This window comes from Budvicia diplopodorum, assembly GCF_009800925.1.
GTDB classification, from domain to species: Bacteria; Pseudomonadota; Gammaproteobacteria; order Enterobacterales; family Enterobacteriaceae; genus Budvicia; species Budvicia diplopodorum.
Window position 1 is genome coordinate 330,394 of the sequence record NZ_WOYF01000003.1, and the last position, 21,015, is coordinate 351,408.

21 protein-coding genes are annotated in these 21,015 nt (G+C 46.4%); 19 read left to right on the top strand and 2 right to left on the bottom strand.

Annotated elements, in window-relative coordinates; translation table 11 throughout:
* The first annotated feature begins 75 nt into the window (after nucleotides 1–75).
* From frr to GVI43_RS05510, 17 genes are all read left to right on the top strand, one after another.
* Nucleotides 76–633 (top strand): ribosome recycling factor, encoded by a 558-nt coding sequence (gene frr / locus GVI43_RS05430; protein WP_159565835.1) that lies wholly within the window; start codon nucleotides 76–78, stop codon nucleotides 631–633.
* 258 nt (nucleotides 634–891) lie between these two features.
* Nucleotides 892–2,085: a 1-deoxy-D-xylulose-5-phosphate reductoisomerase gene (gene ispC, locus GVI43_RS05435; protein ID WP_159565836.1), complete on the top strand. Its 1,194-nt coding sequence runs from the start codon at nucleotides 892–894 to the stop codon at nucleotides 2,083–2,085.
* A gap of 210 nt (nucleotides 2,086–2,295) precedes the next feature.
* Complete coding sequence (gene ispU / locus GVI43_RS05440) at nucleotides 2,296–3,054, top strand: (2E,6E)-farnesyl-diphosphate-specific ditrans,polycis-undecaprenyl-diphosphate synthase (RefSeq protein WP_159565837.1); 759 nt, start codon at nucleotides 2,296–2,298, stop codon at nucleotides 3,052–3,054.
* A 9-nt stretch (nucleotides 3,055–3,063) separates the two neighbouring features.
* Nucleotides 3,064–3,921 carry a phosphatidate cytidylyltransferase gene (gene cdsA / locus GVI43_RS05445; protein ID WP_159565838.1) on the top strand — a complete coding sequence of 286 codons (858 nt, stop codon included), beginning with the start codon at nucleotides 3,064–3,066 and terminating at the stop codon, nucleotides 3,919–3,921.
* Nucleotides 3,922–3,940: 19 nt separating this feature from the next.
* Nucleotides 3,941–5,311: a sigma E protease regulator RseP gene (gene rseP, locus GVI43_RS05450; RefSeq protein WP_159565839.1), complete on the top strand. Its 1,371-nt coding sequence runs from the start codon at nucleotides 3,941–3,943 to the stop codon at nucleotides 5,309–5,311.
* A gap of 30 nt (nucleotides 5,312–5,341) precedes the next feature.
* The gene (gene bamA, locus GVI43_RS05455) at nucleotides 5,342–7,750 is read left to right on the top strand and encodes an outer membrane protein assembly factor BamA (RefSeq protein WP_159565840.1); all 2,409 of its coding nucleotides are present in this window, start codon (nucleotides 5,342–5,344) and stop codon (nucleotides 7,748–7,750) included.
* 66 nt (nucleotides 7,751–7,816) lie between these two features.
* Nucleotides 7,817–8,302 (top strand): OmpH family outer membrane protein, encoded by a 486-nt coding sequence (locus GVI43_RS05460; protein WP_159565841.1) that lies wholly within the window; start codon nucleotides 7,817–7,819, stop codon nucleotides 8,300–8,302.
* Between the two features lie 3 nt (nucleotides 8,303–8,305).
* The gene (lpxD, locus tag GVI43_RS05465; RefSeq protein ID WP_159565842.1) at nucleotides 8,306–9,331 is read left to right on the top strand and encodes a UDP-3-O-(3-hydroxymyristoyl)glucosamine N-acyltransferase; all 1,026 of its coding nucleotides are present in this window, start codon (nucleotides 8,306–8,308) and stop codon (nucleotides 9,329–9,331) included.
* Nucleotides 9,332–9,473: 142 nt separating this feature from the next.
* Nucleotides 9,474–9,929: a 3-hydroxyacyl-ACP dehydratase FabZ gene (gene fabZ / locus GVI43_RS05470; protein WP_029094439.1), complete on the top strand. Its 456-nt coding sequence runs from the start codon at nucleotides 9,474–9,476 to the stop codon at nucleotides 9,927–9,929.
* Nucleotides 9,930–9,933: 4 nt separating this feature from the next.
* On the top strand, nucleotides 9,934–10,722 hold the full coding sequence (gene lpxA, locus GVI43_RS05475) for an acyl-ACP--UDP-N-acetylglucosamine O-acyltransferase (protein WP_159565843.1): 789 nt from the start codon (nucleotides 9,934–9,936) through the stop codon (nucleotides 10,720–10,722).
* A gap of 3 nt (nucleotides 10,723–10,725) precedes the next feature.
* Nucleotides 10,726–11,892, top strand: coding sequence for a lipid-A-disaccharide synthase (lpxB, locus tag GVI43_RS05480; protein ID WP_159565844.1), 1,167 nt, complete (start codon nucleotides 10,726–10,728; stop codon nucleotides 11,890–11,892).
* 38 nt (nucleotides 11,893–11,930) lie between these two features.
* Entirely contained in the window at nucleotides 11,931–12,524 is a 594-nt protein-coding gene (gene rnhB / locus GVI43_RS05485) for a ribonuclease HII (protein ID WP_159565878.1), read from the top strand.
* Between the two features lie 72 nt (nucleotides 12,525–12,596).
* Complete coding sequence (gene dnaE / locus GVI43_RS05490) at nucleotides 12,597–16,079, top strand: DNA polymerase III subunit alpha (RefSeq protein ID WP_159565845.1); 3,483 nt, start codon at nucleotides 12,597–12,599, stop codon at nucleotides 16,077–16,079.
* A 12-nt stretch (nucleotides 16,080–16,091) separates the two neighbouring features.
* On the top strand, nucleotides 16,092–17,051 hold the full coding sequence (gene accA, locus GVI43_RS05495) for an acetyl-CoA carboxylase carboxyl transferase subunit alpha (protein ID WP_159565846.1): 960 nt from the start codon (nucleotides 16,092–16,094) through the stop codon (nucleotides 17,049–17,051).
* A 97-nt stretch (nucleotides 17,052–17,148) separates the two neighbouring features.
* Entirely contained in the window at nucleotides 17,149–17,544 is a 396-nt protein-coding gene (locus tag GVI43_RS05500; RefSeq protein WP_159565847.1) for a VOC family protein, read from the top strand.
* Nucleotides 17,545–17,568: 24 nt separating this feature from the next.
* Nucleotides 17,569–18,891 (top strand): tRNA lysidine(34) synthetase TilS, encoded by a 1,323-nt coding sequence (gene tilS, locus GVI43_RS05505; RefSeq protein ID WP_159565848.1) that lies wholly within the window; start codon nucleotides 17,569–17,571, stop codon nucleotides 18,889–18,891.
* Between the two features lie 63 nt (nucleotides 18,892–18,954).
* Nucleotides 18,955–19,278 carry a c-type cytochrome gene (locus GVI43_RS05510; protein ID WP_425482126.1) on the top strand — a complete coding sequence of 108 codons (324 nt, stop codon included), beginning with the start codon at nucleotides 18,955–18,957 and terminating at the stop codon, nucleotides 19,276–19,278.
* 74 nt (nucleotides 19,279–19,352) lie between these two features.
* On the opposite strand, the gene rof is transcribed toward GVI43_RS05510, so the two are convergent.
* Complete coding sequence (gene rof, locus GVI43_RS05515) at nucleotides 19,353–19,619, bottom strand: Rho-binding antiterminator (RefSeq protein ID WP_029094453.1); 267 nt, start codon at nucleotides 19,617–19,619, stop codon at nucleotides 19,353–19,355.
* Nucleotides 19,606–19,806: a YaeP family protein gene (locus GVI43_RS05520; protein WP_159565850.1), complete on the bottom strand. Its 201-nt coding sequence runs from the start codon at nucleotides 19,804–19,806 to the stop codon at nucleotides 19,606–19,608. Before GVI43_RS05520 ends, rof begins: the two co-directional genes overlap by 14 nt.
* A gap of 237 nt (nucleotides 19,807–20,043) precedes the next feature.
* On the opposite strand from GVI43_RS05520, the gene GVI43_RS05525 reads away from it, so the two are divergent.
* A complete protein-coding gene (locus GVI43_RS05525; RefSeq protein ID WP_159565851.1) occupies nucleotides 20,044–20,592 on the top strand; it encodes a YaeQ family protein in 549 nt (182 codons plus the stop codon).
* 6 nt (nucleotides 20,593–20,598) lie between these two features.
* Complete coding sequence (gene arfB, locus GVI43_RS05530; protein WP_159565852.1) at nucleotides 20,599–21,012, top strand: alternative ribosome rescue aminoacyl-tRNA hydrolase ArfB; 414 nt, start codon at nucleotides 20,599–20,601, stop codon at nucleotides 21,010–21,012.
* Nucleotides 21,013–21,015: the final 3 nt, after the last annotated feature.

Genomic DNA, 21,015 nt, shown 5'->3' on the forward strand with positions numbered 1-21,015 from the left:
GCCACAGGGCTAAATTTGACGGGTTACGCGACCGCGTGTGGCCCACCATATTACTTGTTTTTAAAGGTTAGCAACGTGATTAACGAAATCAGACAAGATGCTCAGGTACGCATGGAAAAATGCGTCGAAATGTTTAAAACACATATTAGTAAAATTCGTACCGGACGTGCACATCCGAGCCTGCTTGAAGGTATTCAGGTTGAATATTATGGTTCAGCAACCCCTTTGCGCCAGCTCGCGAGTATCGTTGCTGAGGATTCCCGCACTTTGGCAATTACGGTATTTGATCGCAGTATTAGCCCGGCGGTTGAGAAGGCGATTATGTCTGCTGATTTAGGTTTAAATCCTTCATCTGCCGGTACGGTGATCCGCGTTCCGCTTCCAGCGCTAACTGAAGAACGCCGTAAAGACCTGATCAAGGTAGTGCGTGCCGAAGCCGAAAATGGTCGTATTTCAGTGCGTAACGTTCGTCGCGATGCGAACGATAAAGTAAAGGCGCTGCTGAAAGATAAAGAGATTAGCGAAGATGATGACCGTAAATCTCAAGACGAAATTCAAAAGCTGACCGACGTTTTTATTAAGAAAGTCGATACAGCATTAGCAGAGAAAGAAGCCGAACTGATGGATTTTTAATGCCGTTGGTTATGCAACCTATAACGAACCCGGAATAGTTTATCTATACCGGGTTTGTTGCTATATAAGTCGCGCATTTGGTGTCCGGCGGTTGCTATAGTTAATTCTAAGCGTTGAAAAGTAGAAGCGATCAAGCGGTATTCATTCGGTAGTTATTTTTCTGTCGCTAAAAGAGTAACATGACCCAAATTTTTCTGGCTGAGATCTTGTTTAGCCTGAATATCAATGAGTTTTTCAGAGTTCGTAAAGATTAACGTAATGAAAAAAATAACGATTTTAGGATCTACTGGATCAATTGGGCACAGCACGCTATCCGTAATTCGGGAAAACCCTCATTTGTTCAGCGTTTATGGGTTAGCCGCTGGCTGTAATGTAGCGGTTATGGCTGAACAATGCCGTGAATTTAAGCCTCAGTTTGTTTCTATGGCTGATGAAGCATCGGCCCGGGCGCTACGTTTAATTCTTCAATCGGAAGGGCTGGCAATTGACGTTCTGTGCGGCGTACAGGCCGCATGTGATTTAGCTTCTGCTGCTGAAGTCGATCAAGTGATGGCCGCTATCGTGGGGGCCGTAGGCTTATTGCCAACGCTCGCTGCAATACGAGCCGGTAAACAGGTGCTACTAGCGAATAAAGAGTCGCTGGTGACCTGTGGGCGGCTGTTTATGGACGCGGTTAAACAAAGCGGAGCACAGCTGTTGCCGATTGACAGCGAGCATAATGCGATTTATCAGAGCATGCCGGAATCAGTTCAGCGCCAGCTTGGTTATGCATCGCTCGAAGATAACGGTATCTCCCGGATTATATTAACCGGTTCTGGCGGTCCTTTTCGTACCTGGTCAATGGAGCAGCTAAAAACGGTAACGCCGGATCAGGCGTGCGCTCACCCTAACTGGTCTATGGGGCGTAAAATTTCCGTTGATTCTGCCACCATGATGAATAAAGGGTTGGAGTATATCGAGGCGCGCTGGCTATTTAATGCTTCAGCGCAGCAGATGGAAGTGCTCATTCACCCTCAGTCAATGATTCACTCAATGGTTCGCTATCATGACGGTAGCGTGCTGGCGCAGTTGGGCTCTCCGGATATGAGAACGCCAATTGCTCAGGCAATGGCCTATCCTAATCGGGTTAAATCAGGCGCGAAGCACTTAGATTTTTGCAGTATTGGGGCATTATCTTTTGAACAACCTGACGTTGAACGCTACCCTTGTTTAAAGCTAGCGATGGCCGCTAGCGAGTCAGGGCAGGCGGCGACAACCGCCTTGAATGCCGCAAATGAAGTTATCGTTGAGGCATTCTTACGACATCAAATAGGTTTCATAGATATTGCTGCATTAAATAGCCGTGTGATGGATAAATTAGTTCATACTGAACCTCAGAGTATTGATGAAGTCTTACTGATAGACTCATGGGCTAGAGCCTGTGCCAAACAATTTATCGCCATTCGATGCTAATCTTATGGCATATTTGTTACAGTACAGCCTAAATGATATAGTTTGTGCCATTAAGCCGTTTAAGTTATCTGGCCAATGGAAATGGGCGGTAGAAAAGTACACTAACGAGCTGAGTTTAGTAGGCCGTGCAAGTTCACGGCTTTTTTGCGCAAGAAAACAGCTGATTTTTTTACCGTTGCTCTATTTATAGCTGAGGAATCTTAATAGGTTATGTCGCCCGCGAAACAGCAATTGAATAACAATAAAATGTCGGTGCCGCGCCATGTCGCTATTATTATGGATGGTAATGGACGTTGGGCTAAGCAGTTGGGTAAGTTAAGGATTTTCGGGCATCAGGAAGGTGCAAAAGCCGTCAGACGTGCCGTTAGCTTTGCCGTTAATCATCGTATCGAAGCGCTAACGCTTTATGCCTTCAGCAGTGAGAACTGGAATCGGCCTCCTCAGGAGGTTTCTGCTCTGATGGAGTTATTTATTCGGGCATTAGATAAAGAAGCCAAAAGCCTTCATAAACATAACGTTCGCTTAAAGGTTATCGGTGATACTCAACGTTTTAGCGAAAAATTACAGGCTCGGATTCAACGTGCAGAAGCGCTGACCGAGTCGAATACCGGACTTACGTTGAATATTGCAGCAAATTACGGTGGTCGCTGGGATATTATTCAAGCAGTTCAACAACTCGCTCACCAAGTGAGCGAAGGTATATTATTACCCGATGCGATCGATGAGCAGACGTTGAATCAACGAATTAATCTGAGTGAATTAGCTCCGGTAGATTTAGTGATCAGGACTGGCGGTGAACACCGCATCAGTAATTTTCTGCTGTGGCAAATTGCCTATGCAGAACTTTATTTTACTGAAGTTCTCTGGCCTGATTTTGATGAACTTGTTTTTGAAGGTGCGCTTAATGCATTTGCACAACGCGAACGCCGTTTTGGTGGGACTGAACCCGCGAGTATCAAAGAAATATAGGAGGTTCTCGTGTTGAAGTCACGCATCATTACAGCTCTGATTCTTATACCTATTGTTATTGCAGCGTTGTTTATGTTACCCCCGTTACCTTTTGCTATTATGATTATCGCTGTCAGTATGCTGGCTGCGTGGGAGTGGGGACAATTTTCCGGTTTGGGGTCTCCCTTCCAACGGGTTATCTTAGCCATTGTCTGTGGTATTGGGCTAGCCGCGTTGTTCTGGCCAACTTATCGCTCTCCTTTGCCTCTATTGGATCACCCGGTTGTAGGGGGATTCCTATTAGCCTCTCTTGGCTGGTGGGCATTAGCGTTGGTAATGGTGATGCTGTATCCGAAGTCGGCCCAGCTGTGGAATAAGTCCTATTTTCTTCGACTGCTATTTGGCGTATTAACCATTATTCCATTCTTTTGGGGTATAGTGACGCTGCGCCAGTATGGCTTTGAACAAAATAGCTATACCGGAGCTTGGTGGCTGCTATACGTGATGTTTTTAGTTTGGGGTGCTGACTCCGGTGCCTATGCTTTTGGAAAAATGTTCGGCAAACATAAACTAGCGCCGAGAGTTTCGCCGGGAAAAACGTTAGAAGGCTTGGTTGGTGGATTAGCCACATCGGCACTTTTAGCATGGTTGTTCAGCCTATACGCGCCATTAAATATCTCTCTTAACACATTACTTATTTGTTCAGTGATAGCCGTTATGGCTTCAGTGCTGGGCGATTTAACTGAGAGTATGTTTAAACGGGAAGCCGGTATAAAAGATAGCGGTAATTTGATTCCTGGCCATGGTGGGATCCTTGATAGGATTGATAGTTTAACAGCGGCTGTTCCCGTGTTTGCCTGTTTAATTCTTTTAGTTTTTAAAGGTTAGTTCGGAACATTTATAGCCTATGAATATATTTGGAACGATAGCAGCGTTTATTGTTACCATCGGTATTTTAGTTACCGTACATGAGTTTGGCCATTTTTGGGTTGCCCGCCTCTGCGGTGTAAAAGTTATTCGTTTTTCTATCGGTTTTGGCAAAACGCTGTGGCGGCGTACTGATAATAAAGGCACTGAGTATGTCGTCGCTATGATTCCGCTAGGCGGCTATGTAAAAATGCTTGATGAACGCGCCGCGGAAGTAGAGCTTCAATACCGGAATCAAGCGTTTAATAATAAAACCGTCGGCCAGCGTGCTGCAATCATTGCTGCCGGGCCTCTAAGCAACTTCATTTTTGCGATATTTGCTTATTGGTTGATTTTTATTATTGGAATTCCTACCCTTCGTCCGGTGGTTGGTGAAGTTGAGCCTCAGTCTATTGCTGCTCAGGCAGATATTTCAGCGGGAATGGAACTAAAGTCGATTACCGGTATCGAAACGCCTGATTGGGATTCTGTTCTTTTAGCCATGGTAGGGCAGGTCGGTGAGAAAGATGTAGAAATAACTGTGGGACCTTCTGTTGGTTCTTCGGTTACTTTAGTTAAGCACTTAAACCTGGCTAACTGGCAGTTTGATGCAGATAATAAAGCGAAGCAGGATCCGATCAAGGCCTTAGGTTTATCACCTAAATATCCTCAGATTGAGCCTATACTTGAAGTTGTGCAAAAAGGCTCGGCGGCAGAAAAAGCAGGTTTGCAACCTCAGGACCGGTTAATTAGAATTGATGGCAAAGATTATGACCAGTGGCCCAATTTTGTTAGGTTAATAACAAACAGCCCTGGTAAGCCAATAGAATTAATAATAGAGAGAAACGGCGTTAGCCACTCTTTATTAATGACACCCGATGTAAAGGTGTTGGATGATGGAACACAGCGAGGTTTTGCTGGAATATCTCCAAAGGTAATACCGCTGTCTGACGAGTATAAAGTTAATCGTCAGTATGGCGTTTTTCAGGCTATTCCTCAGGCAACTGATGAAATATGGCAAGTGACTAAATTAATAGTCAAGACGATAGGTAAGTTGATAACGGGTGACATTAAGTTAAAAAACCTGAGTGGCCCGATATCAATCGCTGAGGGTGCTGGCGTATCTGCTAGCTATGGGGTAGTTTATTTCCTAAAGTTTTTAGCGCTTATTAGCGTTAACTTAGGCATAATTAATCTGCTCCCATTACCTGTGTTAGACGGGGGGCATCTTGTGTTCTTAGCGGCAGAAAAAATAATAGGTAAACCGGTTTCTGAGAGAGTTCAAGACTACAGTTATCGCGTTGGGGCAATCTTATTGGTAATGTTGATGGGACTTGCACTTTTCAATGATTTCTCACGCTTTTACGGCTAGAGAACAGGTTAGGAAGAACAGATTACAACGATGGCGATGAAAAAGTTGTTTCTAGCGTCGCTGCTGTTTGGCAGCGCCACCGTATACGGTGCCGATGGATTTGTCGTAAAAGACATCCAATTCGAAGGATTACAGCGCGTTGCCACAGGGGCTGCATTACTCAATATGCCTGTCCGTGTTGGTGATACTATTGACGATGGCGACATTGGCAATACTATCCGTGCCTTATTCGCTTCTGGAAACTTTGAAGATGTAAGGGTTATGCGTGATGGAAGTACCCTTATCGTTCAAGTTAAAGAGCGTCCAACTATAGCAAGCGTGACCTTTTCCGGTAATAAAGCGGTTAAGGACGATATGCTAAAACAGAACCTTGAGTCTTCTGGCGTTCGGGTTGGTGAAGCGCTAGACAGAACAACTCTGAGTTCAATGGAAAAAGGCTTAGAAGATTTTTACTACAGCGTGGGTAAGTATAGCGCTTCGGTAAAAGCCGTTGTAACTCCACTCCCGCGTAATCGCGTTGACCTAAAATTAGTTTTTGCTGAGGGTGTATCTGCCAGCATTCAACAAATTAATATCGTCGGCAACAATGCGTTTTCTACCGAAGAGTTAGTTAGCCGCTTCCAGCTGCGAGATGAAGTTCCGTGGTGGAATCTGGTCGGCGACCGTCAATATCAAAAACAAAAATTATCTGGAGATCTCGAAGCTCTGCGTAGTTTCTATTTGGATCGCGGCTATGCCCGGTTCAATATTGATTCGACTAACGTGAGCTTGACGCCGGATAAGAAAAGCATCTATATCACTATCAATCTAACGGAAGGTAAGCAGTACAAGCTTTCTGGCGTTGAGGTCAAAGGTAATTTAGCTGGCCGTGCAGCCGAGATTGAAGAACTGGCGAAAGTGACTCCAGGTGAATTGTATAACGGTAGTAAAGTAACCGGTATTGAAGACAGCATTAAAAAGCTGTTAGGCCGCTATGGTTATGCCTACCCGCGTGTTGCAACTCAGCCTGAAATTAACGATCAAGATCAGACCGTTAAACTGCATATCAACGTTGACTCTGGTAACCGTTTCTACGTTCGTCGCATCCGTTTTGAAGGTAACGATGTCAGTAAAGACTCCGTGCTTCGTCGTGAGATGCGTCAGATGGAAGGCGCATGGCTGGGTAACGATTTAGTTGAGAAAGGTAAAGAACGGCTGAACCGCTTAGGCTATTTTGAAACCGTAGACGTTTCAACTGAACGCATCCCGGGCATGCCCGATCAGGTTGATGTAGTCTATAAAGTTAAAGAGCGTAATACAGGTACCTTTAACTTTGGCGTCGGCTACGGTACTGAAAGTGGGGTGAGCTTCCAAGTTGGCCTGCAACAGGAAAACTGGATGGGTACCGGTAAGAGTGTCGGTATCAGCGGTACCAAGAATGACTATCGTACCTATGTTGAACTATCGATAACTGAACCATATTTCACCGTTGACGGCGTAAGCTTAAGCGGCCGAATTTTCTATGATAAGTTCAGCGCGGACGATGCCGATTTATCTGACTATAGTAAGAGCAGCTACGGTGTAGGCACTACGCTGGGCTTCCCGATCAATGAGAATAACTCGCTGCGGTTTGGTCTGGATTTTGTTCAGAACGATCTGACGGAGATGCAACCTCAGGTTGCGATGTATCGTTACCTTGAGTCAGTGGGTGAAAAGCCTAGCTTAAATAGCGATGCTGACTATACTGCAACAGATTTCTTTGCAACCGCTGGTTGGAGCTATAACAGTCTTAACCGAGGATACTTCCCGACATCAGGTACCCGTGCGGGCCTGAACGGTAAAGTGACTGTTCCTGGTTCAGATAACGAATACTACAAAATTACTTTTGATAGTGCGAGTTACTACCCAATTAATACTAATGAAACTTGGGTTCTGTTAGGGCGTGTACGTGCAGGTTATGGTGATGGTCTGGGCGGTAAAGAGATGCCGTTCTACGATAACTTCTACGCGGGTGGTTCTGGTACGGTTCGTGGTTTCCAGTCTAACAATATTGGACCTAAAGCCGTATACATCAGAGGTTGTTCAACGCCTAACACTGTCGCAGGTTGCTATCTTGAAAAAGACAGCGATGCCGTTGGTGGTAATGCTATGGGTGTTGCGAGTGCAGAGCTGATTATTCCTACGCCGTTTGTTGGTGATAAGTATGCCAACTCATTGCGTACATCAGTATTCTTTGATGCAGGTACAGTTTGGGATACTAACTGGACAGATACCGCTGCGACTAAGGCTGCAGGTATTCCCGATTACAGCGATCCAAGCAATATTAGAACATCAGCCGGTGTGGCAGTTCAGTGGATGTCTCCACTAGGCCCATTGGTCTTCTCTTACGCTAACCCGTTAGATAAGTATGATGGTGATAAGTCAGAACAGTTCCAGTTTAACATTGGTACAACCTGGTAACTGTTGTGAATTAGTAGTGAAAAACAGTGAGTTTTACTCAATAGCAATTATAGTAAGGAGTTCAAATTGAAAAAGTGGTTATGTGCTGCAGGTTTAGGTTTAGCTATGGTTGCTTCAGCGGGCGTTCAGGCAGCTGATAAAGTTGCCGTTGTTGACGTGATGAGTATTTTGCAAAAAATGCCAGAGCGTGAAGTTATCGCTAAGCAACTGGACACCGAGTTTAAAGCTCGTGCTACAGCTCTACAGAGTGAAGAAAAAGCAGCGCAAGATAAAGTGAAGAAACTGCAAACCAGCGGTGCTTCAATGAAAGCTGCGGATCGCTCAAAACTAGAGGGCGAAATTAAAGCCTTCCAGGAAAAAGCGAATGCCTTCACTCAAGACAGCCGTCGTCGTGAAGCAGAAGAGATGAACAAGTTAGTTGCTAAAGTACAAGCAGCGGTGAAAACTGTAGCTGATAAAGAAGGCTATTCAGTCGTGATTAAAGCTGATGCGGCGTTCTATGCAGCAGCTGAAACCAATATCACTGATAAAGTACTGGCTCAGGTTAAATAAGTCATGCACTCCATTCGTTTAGCTGATTTGGCAGAACATTTGGGTGCGGAAGTACACGGTGATGGCAATATTGCCATCACCGGTATTGCTTCTATGAGTACTGCAATAGAAGGGCAAATTACTTTCTTGTCCAACAGCCTTTATCAGGAGCAGCTTTTAGCCTGTAAAGCGAGTGCAGTCGTGTTAACAGAGGAAAATCTTCCATTCTGTCAGCATCTACCTACCTTAGTAGTTAAAGACCCTTATATTAGCTATGCACGTATGGCTCAGCTTCTGGATTCAACTCCATCGCCGGCGGAAAATATTGCTTCAACAGCGGTGATTGCGGCTAATGCTCAATTGGGAAAAAACGTCTCAATTGGTTCCAATGCGGTAATCGAGACCGGTGTTAAATTGGGTGATAACGTTGTTATTGGTGCCGGGTGCTTTGTTGGTAAAGATGCTTGTATCGGCGCTGGTACCCGTTTGTGGGCTAACGTAACTATTTATCATCGAGTTGTTATTGGCGCTCAATGCCTTATTCAGTCCGGCAGCGTTATCGGTGCCGACGGTTTTGGCTATGCTAATGAGCGTGGAAACTGGATTAAAATCCCTCAACTGGGAACGGTAATAATTGGCGATAAAGTTGAAATCGGTGCCTGTACTACCATAGATCGTGGTGCACTTGATGATACGATTATCGGCAATGGTGTGATCATTGATAACCAATGCCAGATTGCGCATAACGTGACAATTGGCGACAATACGGCAATAGCTGGTGGTGTTGTTATGGCCGGTAGCCTGAAAGTCGGCAAGTATTGCCAGATTGGCGGTGCAAGCGTTATTAATGGTCATATGGAAATTTGCGATAAAGCCGTTATAACTGGAATGGGAATGGTGATGAGACCGATCACTGAACCTGGAGTTTATTCTTCCGGTATTCCTCTTCAGCCAAATAAAGACTGGCGCAAAACGGCTGCTCTTGTGTTGAATATTAACGACATGAGCAAACGACTCAAAGCCGTCGAACGGAAAGTTGATGGGAAGTAGCTTGACATAATTGTATAACAAATAGTCATTAACCCATTGAGTTTTGCTATTTTATTCGCGGCCTGCTTTCATAGTCTGTAGAGATTTGGAGCAGGCCGCGTTGTTGCTTCATCAGTTTAGTTTAGAAGACAGGAAGAGTATTTTGACTACTGACAATCGTACTCTGGATATTGAAGAGATACTGAGTTTATTACCTCATCGTTATCCATTTTTGCTCGTGGATCGGGTTTTGGATTTTGATAAAGGGAAATTTTTACGGGCGGTTAAGAACGTTTCGTTTAATGAACCTTTCTTTCAGGGGCATTTCCCAGGTAAGCCTATTTTCCCTGGCGTATTAATTCTAGAAGCCATGGCGCAAGCCACGGGAATTCTGGCGTTTAAAAGCCTCGGTCAGTTAGAGCCGGGCGAGCTTTATTATTTTGCGGCTGTAGATAATGCCCGCTTTAAACGACCTGTGTTGCCCGGGGATCAGCTGATTCTTGAGGTCGAATTTATCAAAGAGCGTCGTGGTGTTGCCCGTTTCCGTGGTGTTGCCAAAGTTGACGGCGAGATTGCGTGTGAAGCCGACATGATGTGTGCTCGACGCCGGGAGTCTTAATATTGTGATAGATAACACCGCCGTTATTCACCCTACAGCAATTGTTGAAGAGGGTGCAATCATTGGAGCCAATGTGCATATTGGCCCATTTTGCTGGATTGGTTCTCAAGTTGAGATCGGTTCAGGCTCAGTGCTTAAGTCTCATATTGTCGTAAACGGCATGACTAAGATTGGCTCTGATAATCAAATCTATCAGTTTGCCTCTATCGGCGAAGTGAATCAGGATTTGAAATATGCCGGAGAACCGACCCGCGTTGAGATTGGCGACCGTAATCGCATTCGCGAAAGCGTCACAATCCATCGTGGTACAGTACAAGGCGGTGGCTTAACAAAAATTGGTAATGATAACCTGCTGATGGTCAATGCACATATTGCCCACGACTGTCAGATTGGTAACCGTTGTATTCTGGCAAATAACGCGACCTTAGCCGGGCACGTTGAGATTGATGATTTTGTTATCATTGGCGGCATGACCGCCGTTCATCAGTTTTGCATCATTAGTGCGCATGTGATGGTTGGTGGCTGTTCCGGTGTAGCACAGGATGTGCCTCCGTATGTTATCGCGCAGGGTAATCACGCAACGCCGTTTGGAATTAACATTGAAGGGCTGAAGCGTCGTGGTTTCGAGAAAGATGCCCTGCACGCTATTCGTAACGCTTATAAATTGCTTTATCGTAGCGGTAAAACGCTGGAAGAAGCTAAGCCAGAAATTGAAGCTCTGGCGAAAGAGCAGCCGGCCGTTCAGCCGTTCGTTGATTTCTTCAATCGCTCCACGCGTGGCATTATTCGTTAAGCCATGCAACAGCGTCCCCTGACGATTGGTCTCGTTGCCGGAGAAACCTCCGGTGATATTCTTGGTGCCGGATTGATCCGCGCCCTCAAGGCTCAATTTCCTGATGCCCGCTTTGTCGGCGTTGCTGGTCCATTAATGCAGGCCGAAGGCTGTGAAGCCTGGTTTGAAATGGAAGAGCTGGCCGTGATGGGCGTGGTTGAAGTTCTTGGGCGGCTTCCTCGATTATTAAAAGTTCGTCGTGAACTTACCCGCCGCTTTAGTGAATTGAAACCAGACGTTTTTGTCGGCATTGACGCCCCTGACTTTAACATTACTCTTGAAGGTAGGCTGAAGGCTCACGGCATCAAAACTATTCACTATGTTAGCCCGTCCGTTTGGGCCTGGCGTCAAAATCGGGTATTCAAAATCGGTCGTTCGACCGATCTGGTACTTGCTTTTCTGCCTTTTGAGAAAGCATTCTACGACCGCTTTGGCGTGAATTGCCGCTTTATTGGTCATACGATGGCCGACTCGATGCCGTTAGTACCTGACCGCTCAGCCGCAAGGCGGGCGTTAGGTATTGCTGAAAATGTCCATTGTCTGGCTTTATTGCCAGGAAGCCGTCACTCCGAAGTTGAAATGCTGAGCGCAGACTTTCTAAAGACCGCGACGTTGCTGCGCCAGACTTATCCTGAACTTGAAATTTTGGTTCCGTTAGTTAACGCGAAGCGGCGTGAACAGTTCGAACGTATTAAAGCCGAAGTAGCGCCAGATTTGCACGTTCATCTGCTGGACGGTCAGGCGCGAAACGCCATGATTGCCAGCGATGCTGCCTTACTGGCATCCGGCACGGCGGCGCTTGAGTGCATGTTAGCAAAATGTCCTATGGTAGTTGGTTACCGAATGAAGCCTTTTACCTTCTGGCTGGCTAAGCGCTTAATTAAAACCCCATATGTCTCATTACCTAACCTGTTAGCTGGGCGTGAATTAGTCACCGAACTGCTTCAGGACGATTGCTTGCCTGACAATCTGGCAAACGCTTTAAAACCTTTATTGAATAATGAAAACGACCATACAAAGGAACTAAAGCAGACGTTCAATGAATTGCACCAAAGCATTCGTTGTGACGCAGATAAACAGGCAGCACAGGCGGTTCTTGAACTAGCCGGATATGCGTTCCAACCCCAATAAATAATCCTAACGGGTATCATGTGATGAAAAGTACCGAGATGGAACCTTTTGTATACCCTGTTGCAAACCTTATTGCAGGCGTTGATGAAGTGGGCAGAGGCCCGTTAGTTGGCGCAGTGGTGACCGCCGCTGTGATTTTAGATCCGGCAAACCCCATTATTGGTCTGGCTGACTCAAAAAAGCTAAGTGAAAAGAAGCGCCTCGCGCTGTTTGATGAAATAAAAGAAAAAGCGCTTTGCTGGAGTCTGGGCCGGGCTGAGCCAGAAGAAATCGATCGGCTCAATATTTTGCATGCCACTATGTTAGCCATGCAGAGGGCGGTTAATGGGCTGAGTATCCAGCCTGATTTTGTTTTAATTGATGGTAACCGTTGCCCGACATTACCAATGAAGTCATTGGCCGTGGTAAAAGGGGACGATCGGGTTGCTGAAATCAGTGCTGCATCCATTCTGGCTAAGGTTTCCCGAGATCGTGAAATGGCCGAACTGGATTTGCTGTTTCCTCAGTATGGCTTTGCCCAACATAAAGGTTATCCTACGGCTTTTCATTTAGCGAAATTAGCCGAGTTCGGGGTAATTGAACATTACCGTAAAAGTTTTGCTCCGGTCCGGCGCGAGCTGGGATTAGAATAACGATTGCCGAAAGTTTATTGTCCGGCGTTTATTTGAATCACAACCTTAACAATCTGATTGCTGGTATTTTATATGGCTGAACCTCGTTTTATTCATCTGCGTACCCACAGTGACTATTCCATGATTGATGGGCTGGCCAAAACGGGTGCGTTGGTGAAAAAAGTGGCTGCACTCGGTATGCCGGCCATGGCGATCTGTGATTTTACCAATCTTTGCGGGCTGGTGAAATTTTACGGTTCTGCGCACGGCGTTGGCGTTAAGCCAATCATCGGCGCCGATTTTCGCATGCAGAGCGAAACCATGGGGGATGAGCTAACCGAAATAACCGTACTGGCGGCAAATAATGAAGGTTACCAAAATCTGACTTTGCTTATTTCCCGCGCCTATCAGCGGGGATATGTACAGGGCGGCCCGGTTATTGACCGTGAATGGTTGGTTGAGCATAAGAACGGCATTATTCTGCTTTCAGGCGGCCGGTTCGGCGACTTAGGTCAATCACTGATGCGCGGTAATCAGCCCCTCGTTGATGAGTGCCTGCAGTTTTATCGCGAGCATTTTACCGATAATTATTATCTGGAGTTGGTTCGAACCGGGCGAGACGAGGAAGAGATTTACCTTCATGCCGCCGTAGAGTTTGCCACTCGTGAACACCTGCCCGTAGTCGCAACTAACGACGTCAAATTCATCAGTCAGTCAGACTTTGATGCCCATGAAATTCGGGTGGCGATCCATGACGGTTTTACGCTAGACGACCCTAAACGACCGAAGAAATATAGCGCTCAGCAATATCTGCGCAGCGAACAAGAAATGTGCGAGTTATTTGCGGACATTCCTGAAGCGCTAATCAATAGCGTAGAGATTGCTAAACGCTGTAACGTCACCATACGTTTGGGTGAATACTTCCTGCCGCAATTTCCTACCGGTGATATGACCACTGAGGACTTTCTGGTTGCCCGTTCCAAAGAGGGCTTAGAAAGACGGCTTGAGTTTTTATTTCCCGATGCGGATGAGCGAGTCAATAAACGCCCGGAATATGATGAACGTCTGGATATCGAACTTGGCGTAATTAACCAAATGGGATTTCCGGGCTACTTCTTGATCGTTATGGAATTTATCCAGTGGTCGAAGGATAATGATGTGCCTGTGGGGCCGGGGCGAGGCTCTGGTGCGGGTTCATTGGTTGCTTACGCGCTGGGAATTACCGATCTTGACCCGCTAGAATTTGACCTGCTGTTTGAACGTTTCTTAAACCCAGAACGTGTCTCTATGCCCGACTTTGACGTTGACTTTTGCATGGAGAAACGCGATCGGGTAATTGAACACGTTTCTGACATGTACGGGCGAGATGCGGTATCTCAGATTATTACTTTCGGTACCATGGCTGCAAAAGCGGTAATCCGCGATGTGGGTCGAGTACTTGGCCATCCTTACGGATTCGTCGATCGGATATCCAAGCTGATTCCAATGGATCCGGGGATGACGCTAGATAAAGCGTTTGCCGCTGAGCCTCAGCTTCCTGAGCTATACGAAGCCGACGAGGAAGTTAAAGCGCTGATCGACATGGCTCGCCAGCTGGAAGGCGTAACTCGGAATGCGGGTAAACATGCCGGTGGCGTGGTTATCTCGCCGACTAAAATCACCGATTTTGCACCGCTATATTGCGACCCTGAGGGGCAATTCCCGGTTACTCAGTTTGATAAGAATGACGTTGAATATGCCGGTTTGGTGAAGTTTGACTTTCTCGGTCTGCGGACATTAACCATCATTGACTGGGCATTGGGCATGATCAATGCTCGTCGCGCTAAAACCGGGCTTGAGCCGATCAATATTGCGGCGATTCCGCTGGAAGATAAAAAAAGCTTCGATATGCTTCAGCGCTCAGAGACGACTGCGGTATTCCAGCTTGAATCCCGCGGTATGAAAGATCTGATAAAACGTCTGAAGCCTGACTGTTTTGAAGATATGATCGCTCTGGTTGCGCTATTTCGCCCGGGGCCTTTGCAATCGGGCATGGTAGATAACTTTATCGACCGTAAGCACGGGCGAGAAGAGCTATCTTATCCTGATATTCAATGGCAGCATGAAACCCTGAAGCCGGTGCTTGAACCTACCTACGGTATTATTTTATACCAAGAACAGGTTATGCAGATTGCTCAGGTTTTGGCTGGCTATACGCTGGGCGGTGCAGATATGCTGCGCCGGGCAATGGGTAAGAAACAGCCCGAAGAGATGGCCAAGCAGCGTTCTGTATTTAAAGAAGGTGCAGAGCGGATGGGAATCGACGGCGAACTGTCGATGAAGATCTTCGATCTGGTGGAAAAATTTGCCGGTTACGGTTTTAACAAATCTCACTCTGCGGCTTATGCTTTAGTTTCATACCAAACTCTGTGGCTCAAAGCGCACTATCCGGCTGAATTTATGGCGGCGGTTATGACTGCCGATATGGATAACACCGAGAAGGTGGTTGGCCTGGTCGACGAGTGCCTGCGTATGGGACTAAAAGTCTTGCCGCCGGATATCAATAGCGGGCTTTATCATTTTCACGTAAACGATGATGGTGAAATCGTTTACGGTATTGGTGCAATTAAAGGGGTTGGTGAAGGCCCAATAGAAGCTATAATTGAAGCGCGTAATCAGGGTGGGTATTTTAAAGAGCTGTTTGAGCTATGCTCCCGCTCAGATACCAAACGTTTAAATAAACGCGTGCTCGAAAAGCTGATTATGGCCGGTGCGTTCGACCGGCTGGGCCCACATAGGGCCGCATTGATGAGCTCTTTGGCTGAAGCAATGAAAGCCGCCGATCAGCATGCGAAGGCAGAAGCGCTGGGTCAGGCAGACATGTTTGGCGTATTGGCAGAAGAACCTGAGCATGTTGAGAAAGCCTATGCTAATGTAGCGCCGTGGCCGGAGCAGGTTATTTTAGACGGTGAGCGTGAAACGCTGGGTCTGTATCTTACCGGCCATCCGATTACCCAATATTTGAAAGAGCTGGAACGCTATACCGGTGGTCTGCGTCTTAAAGACATGCATCCGACAGAGCGTGGGAAAACCATTATTGGCGTAGGCTTAGTGGTAGCTGCCAAAATAATGACGACTAAGCGCGGCAACAGAATTGGCATCTGTACGCTGGATGACCGTTCCGGTCGCCTTGAAGTCATGCTATTCTCTGAGGCACTTGATAAGTATCAGCACCTGTTGGAAAAGGATCGAATCCTGATCGCGACCGGACAGGTTAGCTTTGATGATTTTACTGGCGGACTTAAAATGATGGTCCGCGAATTAATGGACATCAGTGAAGCTCGGGAAAAGTATGCCCGTGGGCTTGCCATATCGTTAACCGATAGGCAAATTGATGACCAGCTTTTAAACCGTCTTCGTGAATCGTTGGAACCCCATCGGTCGGGGACGATTCCAGTAAACCTGTATTATCAACGGGAAGACGCTCGGGTACGGCTAAGATTCGGTGCAGCATGGCGCGTGACGCCAACCGATAGTTTGCTGATTGACCTGCGTAAGCTTGTTGGTAACGCACAGGTAGAACTGGAATTTGACTAAAATAGGAATGCTATGAGTCTGAATTTTCTTGATTTTGAACAGCCGATTGCTGAATTAGAAGCGAAGATTGATTCGCTAACTGCAATCAGTCTTCAAGACGAAAAATTGGATATTAACCTCGATGAAGAGGTTAAGCGTCTGCGAGAGAAAAGCCTTGAGCTGACAAACAAAATCTTCTCTGAGTTAGGGGCGTGGCAAATTGCGCAGCTTGCACGCCATCCCCGTAGACCATACACTCTGGACTACATTGAGCATATTTTCACTGATTTCAATGAGCTGGCTGGCGATCGTGCCTATGCGGACGATAAAGCCATTGTCGGCGGCATTGCGCGTCTTGATGGCCGCCCGGTGATGATTATTGGTCATCAGAAAGGTCGGGAAACCAAAGAGAAAATTCGTCGCAACTTTGGCATGCCTGCCCCAGAAGGTTACCGTAAGGCCTTGCGCCTAATGGAAATGGCTGAGCGCTTTAATATGCCAATTATTACCTTTATTGATACCCCAGGCGCTTATCCTGGCGTTGGTGCAGAAGAGCGCGGCCAGTCAGAAGCTATTGCCCGTAATCTGCGTGAAATGTCACGGCTGAAAGTGCCGACTATCTGTACCGTTGTGGGTGAAGGCGGTTCCGGCGGTGCATTAGCCATCGGCGTAGGCGATAAAGTTAATATGCTGCAATACAGTACCTACTCGGTTATCTCCCCTGAAGGCTGCGCCTCTATTTTATGGAAAAGTGCAGATAAGGCCCCAATAGCGGCTGATGCGATGGGCATTATTGCTCCACGTCTAAAAGAGCTGAAGCTAATCGATTCTGTTATCCCAGAGCCTTTGGGTGGTGCGCATCGTAATCCGGTAGAAATGGCAGCTTCACTCAAAGCTAAGCTAATTTCCGATCTTAATGAGTTGGATGAGTTAGATTTGGCAGCATTGCTCGACCGTCGTTATCAGAGACTGATGAACTACGGTTATTGCTGATAGATTGTTTCTTGTTTGATATTCAACAACGCCCGCAGTGTTAATTGCGGGCGTTTTGTTTTTTGAACCGTTTCAATTCGAATAGGATGAGGCTGGAATGCTAAAAATTGAGAAAATCCACCATGTGGCAGTAATTAGCTCCAACTATTCGATAAGTAAGCATTTCTATTGTCATATATTAGGGTTTTCTTTATTAGCCGAGTACTACCGGGCAGAACGAGGTTCGTGGAAAGCTGATTTAGCACTGAACGGCCAATATGCGATTGAACTGTTCTCATTTGCTCACCCACCTCAACGAGTCAGTCAGCCAGAAGCCTGTGGATTAAGGCATTTAGCTTTTAGCGTTCAAGATTTGGATAGCGCGATTGCTGAGCTAAATCAATATGGCGTTGTCTGTGAGGCAATAAGGGTTGACCCTTATACCGGAAAACGGTTTACTTTTTTCAGCGATCCTGATGGACTACCGCTCGAACTCTATGAACTCAGTGATTAAATGGTGTGTTGCGAGTGAAAAATAATGAGCAGTAGCAGTAATGTGATAATCAGCCAGATAGCAGAAAAGCTCAGGTATGACTCGCGCGTATTAGTGGCTTTTAGCGGCGGAGTTGACTCATCGGTTTTGCTGCATGCATTAATCGGTATCCGCGATAACTCCCGCCCGGAGTTAGAAGTGCGTGCAGTTTATGTTCATCATGGGCTAAGCCATTTTGCCGATGATTGGGCAGAGCATTGCCAAGCTCAATGCCAACGATGGCAGGTTGAATTTCACGTTGTTTATGTTCAGGTTGACTCCAGCGCTGCCAGCGTAGAAGCTGCCGCCAGAGAGGCACGTTATCAGGCAATCGGTTCATTGTTAACGATGGGAGAGGTCTTAGTTACTGCCCAGCATCTGGATGACCAGTGTGAAACCTTTCTGCTTGCCCTCAAGCGAGGAAGTGGCCCCGCTGGGCTGTCTGCTATGCCAGAGCGCATCGGTTTTATGGATTATCATCAGGTTCGGCCTCTGCTAAATATTTCCCGTCATCAAATAGAAGATTACGCGCGGCACAATAATCTTCGCTGGATCGAGGATGAGAGTAATCAGAACGATCGCTTTGATCGTAACTTCTTAAGATTACGGATATTGCCTGAAATTCAGCAGCGATGGCCACAGTTTGCCGCGATGGTTTCCCGTAGCGCTGAACTGTGCGCGCAGCAAGAAACTCTGCTAGATGACCTCTTGGCACCGATATTGCGAGAAATGATTCAACCCGACGGCGCTATTCATATAGCCGCTCTGGCCGATGTCTCCGATATTCAGCGAGGGGCACTATTACGCCGTTGGTTTCACTATCATCAGGTCAGTATGCCTTCCCGCAGCCAACTGGAGAGGCTATGGTTCGAGGTTGCATTAAGCCGGCCAGACGCTGAGCCTTTGATATTACTGGGTGACTATCAGATTCGCCGCTATCGCCAGTGGCTTTATTTGTTACCGGTAATGCCAGATATTGAATCTGCTATTTTGACGTGGGATGGGCTGGGCCCGTTAGTCCTTCCTGATAACCTTGGTCAGTTAATACCGTCTGATGAAGGTATTGCCGTATTGCCACCGGACGATCTTGGTAGCGTAACCGTTCGTTTTACCGCCCGGGGAAGCTATTCTGTGCATGTTGTGGGCCACCGGCATTCCAGACCGCTCAAAAAAATATGGCAGGAATTATCGGTTCCGCCATGGCAGCGCCAGAGAATTCCGTTGCTTTTTTATGGAGAAACGCTGATTGCTGCCGTTGGTCTTTTTGTTACCGTTGAAGGCCAACCGAAAAAAGGCCAACCGGTCTGGCGTATTGGCTGGAAGGATTGAACGGGCTGAATATTATATTCATCGTAATGAACGATGAATCAATGTTGTGACAGGAGTGAGACAATAATGAAAAAGGCGTTATTACTATTATCCGGAGCGCTGCTGATTAACTTTTCAGTTCAGGCCGCCGGTAATATTGAAGCTGGTAAAAGTAAGTCGGCTAAATGCGTAGCTTGCCATGGAATGAACGGTAAGGTTTCTATTCCTACCTATCCTCACTTAGCGGGGCAAAATGAGGTTTACCTTGATTACTCGATGCATGCCTATAAGAACGGAGAGCGTACCGGTAATATGGCTAGCATTATGAATGCTTACGTGCAGAAACTATCCGATCAGGATATTGCCGATTTAGCCGCTTATTATGCCAGTTTAGGTACTAAAGAGTAATCAAGGCGGGATTGGTTCGAGATAAGCATGAAGATAAAGTATACGGGCAGGAAAATCTGCCCGTATCAAGAGCATTAGTCAGCAAGACTAATTTCGATTTTACCAATTGTTGGATGGCTAAAATAAGCAATATTATCGAGCCGTAGCTCTTGTTGCGCGCCGTCAATTTCAACAATCAGGTACTCAACTTGCTTTCTTAACAATAAGTCACAAGCTTTAGCCTCTAACTTCTCACCACCTCTAAGCTTAATGGCCAGAACTAAATGGTGTTGGCAGGCGAGCTCTAAATTATCATAGTCATCACAGTTTATGGGTTGGTACTCTTTTTCAGTCATCACCATAATCACTCACCAATAAATTAGCAGCAGCATAAGCCGCTTGTTCCCTAACGGCAGACGATAGCGTTTCGTTGGCCGCAATCTCATCTAGTGTTTTTAATACACACCCTAATGCATCAGAGACATATCCAAGATCGCCGCTGGCTATTTCCGCATATTTACGTCGAACAGGTTCGCAGTATTTTTGCATTCTATCCTCCTTTGCAGCTAATCTCATATTCACGAGGCTTTATTAAGCAACGTTTTCATTAATGCCTAAGCTACTCTACATTAAATTACCGTGCTGACTATAGCATAGTTGTTATTTTTTATATCAGCTACTTGGCGTCATTTAGAGAAAGCTAGGGTTCGGGTTGCCATCGCGCTAGCTCGCTGAATTCGGTACACTATCGTTCACGTAACTTCTCATTATGTTGGCAAACTCGCGATGGCGCTAAAAGCAACAATACTTAAAGCAACGGTAAATGTTGCCGATATGGACCGACAGGTTTTTTCAGATACCGTACTCACCGTGGCACAGCACCCATCGGAAACGGAACAGCGGATGATGCTACGTCTGCTGGCATGGATTTGTCATGCGGATGACCGCTTAGTTTTTACTAAAGGGTTGAGTGCCGATGATGAGCCAGAAATTTGGCGGCATAACGATCATAATGGTATTGAGCTTTGGATTGAGCTGGGTCTACCCGATGAAAAACGGTTAAGAAAAGCCTGCCATCAGTCTAAACAAGTGTTTTTGTACAGCTACAGCGAGCGGGCCGGTAAAGTCTGGTGGCAGCAAAATAAAGAGAAGCTAGACGGGCATAAAAATTTAACCGTCCTGTTTCTCGATGATGCTCAGTTGAAAAGGCTTGCCGCGATGAGTGCCCGTAATATGCAACTTCAGGCGACTATTCAAGATGGGATTATCTGGCTATCCGATAATCAAACCAACATAGAACTGACGTTTGAATCGTGGAAAACCGTCGGTGAGTAATCAATTATGCTAGCTGTTTCAGCCGGAGTTTCGATTCCAGACGATGAAATTATTTTAACGGCTATCCGAGCTCAGGGCGCTGGCGGGCAACATGTGAATAAATCATCGACGGCTATTCACCTGAGGTTTGATATTCGGGCGTCAAGCCTGCCTGAGTTTTATCAACAACGGTTGTTAGCTTTTAATCATCATCTGATTACCAGTGATGGGGTGGTTATTATAAAAGCGCAGGAATACCGAAGCCAGGAGCTTAACCGTGAAGCCGCGCTTGCACGACTAGTCGCACTAATTCAGGATGCCACTCGTTTCCAAAAAGCGCGCAAAGCGACTGCGCCGAGCAAAAATGCGAAGAGAAAGAGGCTGGACAGTAAAAACCGGCGGGGCGAAACGAAGACTCTGCGTGGAAAGGTGAATTACTAATGA

Excerpts from the sequence above, each read along its gene's own strand:
- rnhB (WP_159565878.1), top strand. The coding sequence starts at position 11,931 with ATGGAACCTTTTGTATACCCTGTTGCAAACCTTATTGCAGGCGTTGAT.
- ispC (WP_159565836.1), top strand. The coding sequence starts at position 892 with ATGAAAAAAATAACGATTTTAGGATCTACTGGATCAATTGGGCACAGC.
- GVI43_RS05525 (WP_159565851.1), top strand. The coding sequence starts at position 20,044 with ATGGCGCTAAAAGCAACAATACTTAAAGCAACGGTAAATGTTGCCGAT.
- lpxB (WP_159565844.1), top strand. The coding sequence starts at position 10,726 with ATGCAACAGCGTCCCCTGACGATTGGTCTCGTTGCCGGAGAAACCTCC.
- GVI43_RS05520 (WP_159565850.1), bottom strand. The coding sequence starts at position 19,806 with ATGCAAAAATACTGCGAACCTGTTCGACGTAAATATGCGGAAATAGCC.
- GVI43_RS05500 (WP_159565847.1), top strand. The coding sequence starts at position 17,149 with ATGCTAAAAATTGAGAAAATCCACCATGTGGCAGTAATTAGCTCCAAC.
- rseP (WP_159565839.1), top strand. The coding sequence starts at position 3,941 with ATGAATATATTTGGAACGATAGCAGCGTTTATTGTTACCATCGGTATT.
- arfB (WP_159565852.1), top strand. The coding sequence starts at position 20,599 with ATGCTAGCTGTTTCAGCCGGAGTTTCGATTCCAGACGATGAAATTATT.
- accA (WP_159565846.1), top strand. The coding sequence starts at position 16,092 with ATGAGTCTGAATTTTCTTGATTTTGAACAGCCGATTGCTGAATTAGAA.
- lpxD (WP_159565842.1), top strand. The coding sequence starts at position 8,306 with ATGCACTCCATTCGTTTAGCTGATTTGGCAGAACATTTGGGTGCGGAA.
- tilS (WP_159565848.1), top strand. The coding sequence starts at position 17,569 with ATGAGCAGTAGCAGTAATGTGATAATCAGCCAGATAGCAGAAAAGCTC.
- rof (WP_029094453.1), bottom strand. The coding sequence starts at position 19,619 with ATGGTGATGACTGAAAAAGAGTACCAACCCATAAACTGTGATGACTAT.
- bamA (WP_159565840.1), top strand. The coding sequence starts at position 5,342 with ATGGCGATGAAAAAGTTGTTTCTAGCGTCGCTGCTGTTTGGCAGCGCC.
- ispU (WP_159565837.1), top strand. The coding sequence starts at position 2,296 with ATGTCGCCCGCGAAACAGCAATTGAATAACAATAAAATGTCGGTGCCG.
- dnaE (WP_159565845.1), top strand. The coding sequence starts at position 12,597 with ATGGCTGAACCTCGTTTTATTCATCTGCGTACCCACAGTGACTATTCC.